The sequence below is a fragment of the Devosia sp. Leaf64 genome, assembly GCF_001421945.1.
Classification (GTDB): domain Bacteria; phylum Pseudomonadota; class Alphaproteobacteria; order Rhizobiales; family Devosiaceae; genus Devosia.
The window spans coordinates 377179-383197 of the sequence record NZ_LMLO01000012.1; the positions used below are offsets into that span (position 1 = coordinate 377179).

6 protein-coding genes and 1 pseudogene are annotated in these 6019 nt (G+C 56.2%); 5 read left to right on the forward strand and 2 right to left on the reverse strand.

The genetic code is table 11. The features are described 5' to 3' along the window. Positions 1 to 8: 8 nt before the first annotated feature. From ASE94_RS07280 to ASE94_RS07290, 3 genes are read left to right on the forward strand one after another with little or no spacing between them, the layout of a single operon-like run. Positions 9 to 2381 (forward strand): ABC transporter permease, encoded by a 2373-nt coding sequence (locus tag ASE94_RS07280; RefSeq protein WP_082461039.1) that lies wholly within the window; start codon positions 9 to 11, stop codon positions 2379 to 2381. Beyond that, positions 2378 to 3688: an HlyD family efflux transporter periplasmic adaptor subunit gene (locus ASE94_RS07285; RefSeq protein ID WP_156351970.1), complete on the forward strand. Its 1311-nt coding sequence runs from the start codon at positions 2378 to 2380 to the stop codon at positions 3686 to 3688. Before ASE94_RS07280 ends, ASE94_RS07285 begins: the two co-directional genes overlap by 4 nt. 10 nt (positions 3689 to 3698) lie before the next feature. Further along, positions 3699 to 4364: an ABC transporter ATP-binding protein gene (locus ASE94_RS07290; RefSeq protein ID WP_200913605.1), complete on the forward strand. Its 666-nt coding sequence runs from the start codon at positions 3699 to 3701 to the stop codon at positions 4362 to 4364. Here the strand turns inward: ASE94_RS07290 and ASE94_RS07295 are convergent. After that, complete coding sequence (locus ASE94_RS07295; RefSeq protein ID WP_062629806.1) at positions 4356 to 4799, reverse strand: GNAT family N-acetyltransferase; 444 nt, start codon at positions 4797 to 4799, stop codon at positions 4356 to 4358. The genes ASE94_RS07290 and ASE94_RS07295 overlap by 9 nt on opposite strands. Before the next feature lie 343 nt (positions 4800 to 5142). Between ASE94_RS07295 and ASE94_RS21575 the strand changes: the two genes are divergently transcribed. Beyond that, positions 5143 to 5523 (forward strand): transposase, encoded by a 381-nt coding sequence (locus ASE94_RS21575; protein ID WP_280137168.1) that lies wholly within the window; start codon positions 5143 to 5145, stop codon positions 5521 to 5523. Then, positions 5520 to 5855 (forward strand): IS66 family insertion sequence element accessory protein TnpB (tnpB, locus tag ASE94_RS07305; protein WP_156352053.1); only part of this gene is annotated, 336 nt, incomplete at its 3' end. The genes ASE94_RS21575 and tnpB, both read left to right, overlap by 4 nt. Position 5856: 1 nt before the next feature. On the opposite strand, the pseudogene ASE94_RS21475 reads toward tnpB, so the two are convergent. Beyond that, positions 5857 to 6019 (reverse strand): annotated as a pseudogene (locus ASE94_RS21475) (IS110 family transposase); the annotation flags it as partial.

The following is a 6019-nucleotide window of genomic DNA, read 5'->3' on the forward strand; positions in this document are numbered from 1 at the left end:
GGTGATGCATGACTTCCAAGCTCAGCGGCGCTTTGCTCGCTTCCGCCGTTACCTGGATTGGGTTAGTCGTTTCGTTCGCAGTCGTTTCGCTATGCCTTATTTTCGTTCGGGGTGAACTTTTTTTCGATCACGCCGTGCCGCACCTAGAAACGACCTACCGCCTAAACCTAACAATTAATCCACCTGGTAGTGATCCGATATATTTGCCTTCCGCAACAGCGGGTACCGGTCCGGCTTTGGAGAGCCAAGCAGGCACTTCGTTGGCTGGTTTCACAAGGCTTTCTCGCGAGGAACTTCCCGTCAGCGTGGGCGGCGACGTCAGAAGGCTGGAAGCCTATGTTGTTGACGCTAACTTTCTAGAGTTCTTCGGCATAGTTTTGGAAGCAGGCAGTGCAAGCGGAGCTCTGGCGAGACCAAACACTGCCGTCTTATCAAAAGACACAGCGTCTCGCCTATTCGGTGTAGAGGACGTGATCGGCCGCACGTTTGAGACGAATGGCCAATTGGTAGAGGTGACCGGACTAATCGAGCACCAGCAAAGTTCCCACCTTAGCCCAAACCTATTGATTTCATCCTCGACCGACACGACAAAGCTGGCTGCCGCCGACAGTACTAGCATGTCTGGAGAGTTTTTCGTCCACACTTACGTGCGGGCCAGCGAGGGGGCGTCAGATTTACTGAAGTCCAGTTTGGGCACGCTACCGGGTGCCTCCTTTATGCCAAGCCCACAAGCCGAAGCACTCGCTCCTGAACTTGAGCTGATGCCAGTAGCAGATATCCACCTCAACGGAATGCCTGCCGGCGAGCTTAATCAGGGCGGTAGCAAGGTGCTGGTAGCGGCCATAGCGGCGGTCGGGACGGTCATTCTGTTGGTCGCGTGCTTTAACTACTCAATCATGGTTGCGGCGGAGTCAGAACGCCGGATCACTGAGATCGGTGTCCGTAAGGCCTTTGGAGCTGATGCGAGACAAATCGTCTCGGACTTCGTGAAGAGGGGCGCGATTGTAACAGGCAGCGCAATCTGTGCCGCACTGCTTTTGATCATCCTTTCAGCGCCGCTTCTCTCCTCGCAATTCGGGCAACAGCTCACACCGAGTTGGCCAGTTGATTTTATCGTCATTCTGGCCGTTCCAGCCATAGCTCTGACTATCTCAGGTTGGACATTGCTGGCTTCCAACGCAGGCGCTGTAAACACCAAGCCGGTCGACGCAATACGAGGCGAGACCAAAAGACGAGGCGCCTTTTGGCGAAACGCTGCCGCGGCGATGCAGTTCGCCGTGTCCATCGTGCTGATCGTCGTCACTATGGTCATGTCGGACCAGGTTCGCCTCGCTCGCGACGAGACGATCAACACGGGCGATGACGACGTGCTCATAGTCGATGGGATGGGAGCACCATTTCCAGCGGCAAGCACATACACTCTCGCAAATATTATGAAGGAAACTCCTGGCGTGAGCGCTGTGAGCATGTCCGAGATCGTTCCGACAGACTTTTCGACAACGCTGATCGGAATTGCCAGCCCCAGCACGGGTCGACCTGAACCGATTGGTGTTGCTGCCAATGCGGTGGATTCAGGATTCTTCGCGACTTACGGAATTCAAACGATCGGCGGGCAGGTTTTCCGGCCCGGGACGGAAGGCGGAGGCGCGAACGAGATAGTACTCACGTCATCCGCGGCCTCGACATTGGGCTACGAGAATGTCGATGCCGTAGGTAAGTCCGTGTCGATGGCAAGCGCAGATGGCTTGGTGCCATTTACCATCATTGGGGTCACAGCCGACATACCCATGAAATCGATTATAGGGAATACGGAGCCCTTGGCATTCACGAAGCTTGGCGAGAGAGCTCGGTACCTTTCGGTGCGTTTCGGCGCAGCTGCCCGAGCGGATGTTGTAGCGGCGCTTGAAAGCGCCTGGCCCACACTTTCAGAAATACCCTTGGACTACTTTTTTCTGAGGGAAAGGTTGGCGGAGTTGTATCGACCTCTGGATCAGGCCTTCCGATTTTTTCTTGGTTTGGCCGGTACAGCCCTTGCGATCGCGGCTTTTGGAGTTTTTGGAACAGCTACATTCGCAGCAGAACGCAGACAGAAAGAAATGGGCATCCGGAAAGCTTTGGGAGCTTCTCGTTGGAACGTTTCAACCGAACTTCTCAGGATGCTGACGCGCCCGCTTTCGATAGGTGCTGTCTTAGCCGTACCTGCAGCGTTCATCGTTTCGCAGTGGTGGCTAACAGGCTTTGCTCAACGCATATCTCTGTCGCCATGGCCGTTTCTAATAGCAATCGTGGCCGCAGGCGCAGTCGGAGTGTTCTCCATGAGCCTTCAAACGTTCCGCATGGCAATGACTGATCCGGCGACCGTCCTGAGGCGTGAGCAATGAATCATCCAGCGAGTTATCAACGTAAGGGAGCGACAGTTACGCCAATAAGGGTGGAGCTTGCACCCAATGATAAAGTCAGGATCAGGAAACTCCCGTGGAAGGCTATGGCATTGGGCCTTCTTGCCGCAATGGCCGTGGGGGCAATGATCTGGCGTTTTTCCCCGCTACTCTTTGGAACGCCGGTGGTGCTAGCGTCAGAAATTCGGATTTCCACTGCTGTCGCAAACCCACTGGTCGAGTTTGTTTCGGTCAGGGGTTCTGTGGTCCCTATGGCATCAGTGACTTTGTCCGCTACCATATCGGGCCAAGTAAAGGAGATTTTCGTCGCCCCAGGCGACAACGTAGTGTCGGGGCAGCCCATCGTCAGACTGTCAAACTCCGCTCTCGAACTTGAGGTTCTTACGGCTGAAACTCAGGCGACCGAGCAAGTCAATAGTCAAAGGGCTTTACAAGTCTCTCTTGCGAGCAGCATCTCGCAGAGCAAGCTCGCTGTCGTCGATACGAAGTATCAAATCGCACAATTAAGGGCCGAGCTTGATCGGGCTACGGTTCTTGCCGATCGTGGGGTAGGTACGATCGTTCGCCGGGATGAACTGGCCGGTCAGGTAGATTACCAGGAAAACCGGCTGCAACTGCTGGAGACGGCAGTCCGAGAGGATATCAGCCTCTCAGACGAGGTCTCGGCCTCTATTGGTCAGAATTCCTCTCTTCTTTCTGAGGTCGCCGAACGGCGCAGGGCACAACTGGATGCGCTTTTGATTCGAGCGCCGAGCGCAGGTCAAATCGGGTCATTCGATCTCACGGTAGGGGAGCAGATCGGAGCCGGAAGCCCCGTCGCTACGGTAGATGGTGAGAGCGGTTTCAAGGTACGGTTTACGGCTGACGAGTTTTACCTGCCTAGAATCGCCCTGGACCAAGAAATTCTTTTAGACGCGGCCGGAGAGGGAAGACTTCGAGTCACCCAGATATTGCCTGGGATCGTCGACGGTCAAATCAGCTTTGATGCACAGTTTCAAACGCCCCTGCCCGGACTGCTGCGCAGAGGCCAAGCTCTTAGTGGCAAGGTCATAGTGAGCGACGACGGCAGTAAGCCCCTGTCACTGCCTGTTGGACCATATCTTCAGCAAACCGGCGGATCTTGGGTTTTCGTAGTTGATGAGCCAGGCATGGCCCACAGAAGAGAAATTCAGGTGGGGCGTCGTACGCCGGAACTTATCGAGATCATTTCCGGATTACGGGCGGGTGATCAGGTTATCACGTCCAGTTATTCGCTTTTCCTCGCTTCAGAAGCGCTTCGCATTCAGTAGGAGTCGACACATGATAGTAAGCTTGCGCAACGTAAGCAGAAGTTTCGCGGCGGCCGATGTCGAAACGTCCGCGTTAGACAAAGTCTCCCTGGATATTGCGGAAGGCGAATTTGTGGCTGTCACCGGGCCATCGGGTTGCGGAAAGTCGACATTGTTGGCTCTCATCGGTCTCCTTGATCGGCCCGACGCAGGACAAATTCAAGTAATGGGATCCGATTTATCTCACGCGGACGAACGGCTTTTAACGCACCATCGGCGCCGCAACATCGGCTTCATTTTTCAAGGTTTCAATCTTATCCCCGATCTTACGATACATGAAAATGTCGAAGTGGGCCTCAAGTACCGTTCTGTTCCTAGAGCTGAGCGTCTTCACCGCGTAGATGAGGCACTTTTCGCAGTAGGCCTGTCACACCGCGCCCGACACTACCCGTCCCAACTTTCGGGAGGGCAGCAACAAAGAGCTGCAATCGCGCGGGCCCTGGTCGGGCGCCCGGCTTTGATACTGGCGGATGAACCAACCGGTAATTTGGATAGCCGTAACGGTGACGAGGTGATGGATCTCATGACTGGCCTCGTTCGCCAGGGCGCCACTCTGGTGATGGTCACGCACGAAAAGGCCAGGGCAGCGCAGGCCACCAGGATAGTGGAAATGCGGGATGGCCAGATTTTACAATAAAAGCGACAATAGCATTTCGATCATGCTGTCGTTCTCGCCAATGCGGCAAGGATACCGGGCATCGATCCGGTAGCCTCGCTTTTGGTAAATCCCTAAAGCCAAGTGCTTGCTGGTGGTGGTTAATCTGACGCCAAGAAGCTGTCTGGCCTTGGCAAACGACTCTGCTTTTTCTAAGAGCGCGTTACCGATCCCGGTTCGTCTCGCAAACGGTTCCACCCACAGAGATTCTATGTGAATCCACCCAAGCCGTTCGCAATAGACCACACCGCCCGTCGGCTTGTCTTCATTCAAGGCCACCTCGACCAAAACGTCCGCAGTCGTTTTCGAGATGCCTCCCAAGTCGTAGCTTTGAAGCTTCGACCTGACCCAAACGTAGTCCTCAAGCGACGCCGGAGCGATGCTTGAGCGAAAGTGTGTCACCATCTCAACCGTCATGCCTCCTCCTGCATCGAATTGACCTGCTAATGGGGTCTTGGACAAGGTTGTGAAACACCACACGTGAGCCGCTTACGCAAGTCGCCTTCGATGAAAGACTGAGACCTGTTTTCGCTGCCTCGACACAAAAGCCGACGGTCCGCTTGTGACGACCCCATTGCGGTCACTGCGTATCGTTGACGTGGTCCTGAAAGCGGACCCTGCAGGCAGGCCAGAAGCTACCAGTGACACGGGGCTAAGATGCAGGGCAAGCGGTGTCTTACCCTCACCTTCCTCCCGTTTGTGAGCCATGAGATTGCGCACTGATTGATGTGAGTGCGGGAGTTTCTCCATGGACGCTACAATGGAGCTTCTCACAAATGGCGGTAGGCGGCGCCGCAATCGGCAGTGGCCCGATGCGGTTAAGGCGCGGATTGTCGCCGAGACGTTGCGGCCCGGAGCGACCATTAGTGAAGTTGCCGAGCGGCATGGGCTCAAGCCTAACCATGTCTCGTCTTGGCGAACCCTTGCACGGAGGGGGAAGTTGGTGCTGCCGGCACCAGAGGATGCGGTGGAGTTCGCGACGCTGCTGGTCGCTCCGGTTGTGGAGGATGTGACGGCGGTGGAGCCGGCGGCATCGGCTGGGCCGGAGATTATGATGGGATCGGTGATCATCCGGCTCGAGCCAGGCGCCTCGGCGATCCGCATTGCCTCGGTCGTACGCGCGCTGACGGCGATCCCATGATCTTCCCCTCGAACCGGGTGCGGATCATGGTGGCGACCAAGCCGATCGACTTCCGCAAAGGCCACGACAGCTTGGCTGCGATGGTGAAGAACGCATTGCACGAGGACCCGTTCACCGGCACGGTCTTTGTATTCCGGGCCAGGAAGACCGATCGGCTGAAGCTCCTCTACTGGGATGGCACCGGATTGGTCATGACCTACAAGCGCCTCGAAGAGCACACCTTCAGTTGGCCTGCGGTGACGGATGGCCTGATGACGTTGAGCCACGCCCAGTTCGAGGCGCTGTTCTCTGGGCTCGATTGGCGGCGGGTTCGGGCGGTGGAAGCGAAGGCGNTGTGATGCGCACCGCCGCAGGCCTCCAACGCCACCAGGCACTGTGGCTGACGGGCGAAAAACTCCAGCAACTTCGTGCGGCTGATCTTGCGGCTGAACAGCGCTCGACCGCTCGCATCGGCACCGTGGGCGTGAAAAACGTTCTTCGCGATATCCAGACCGAT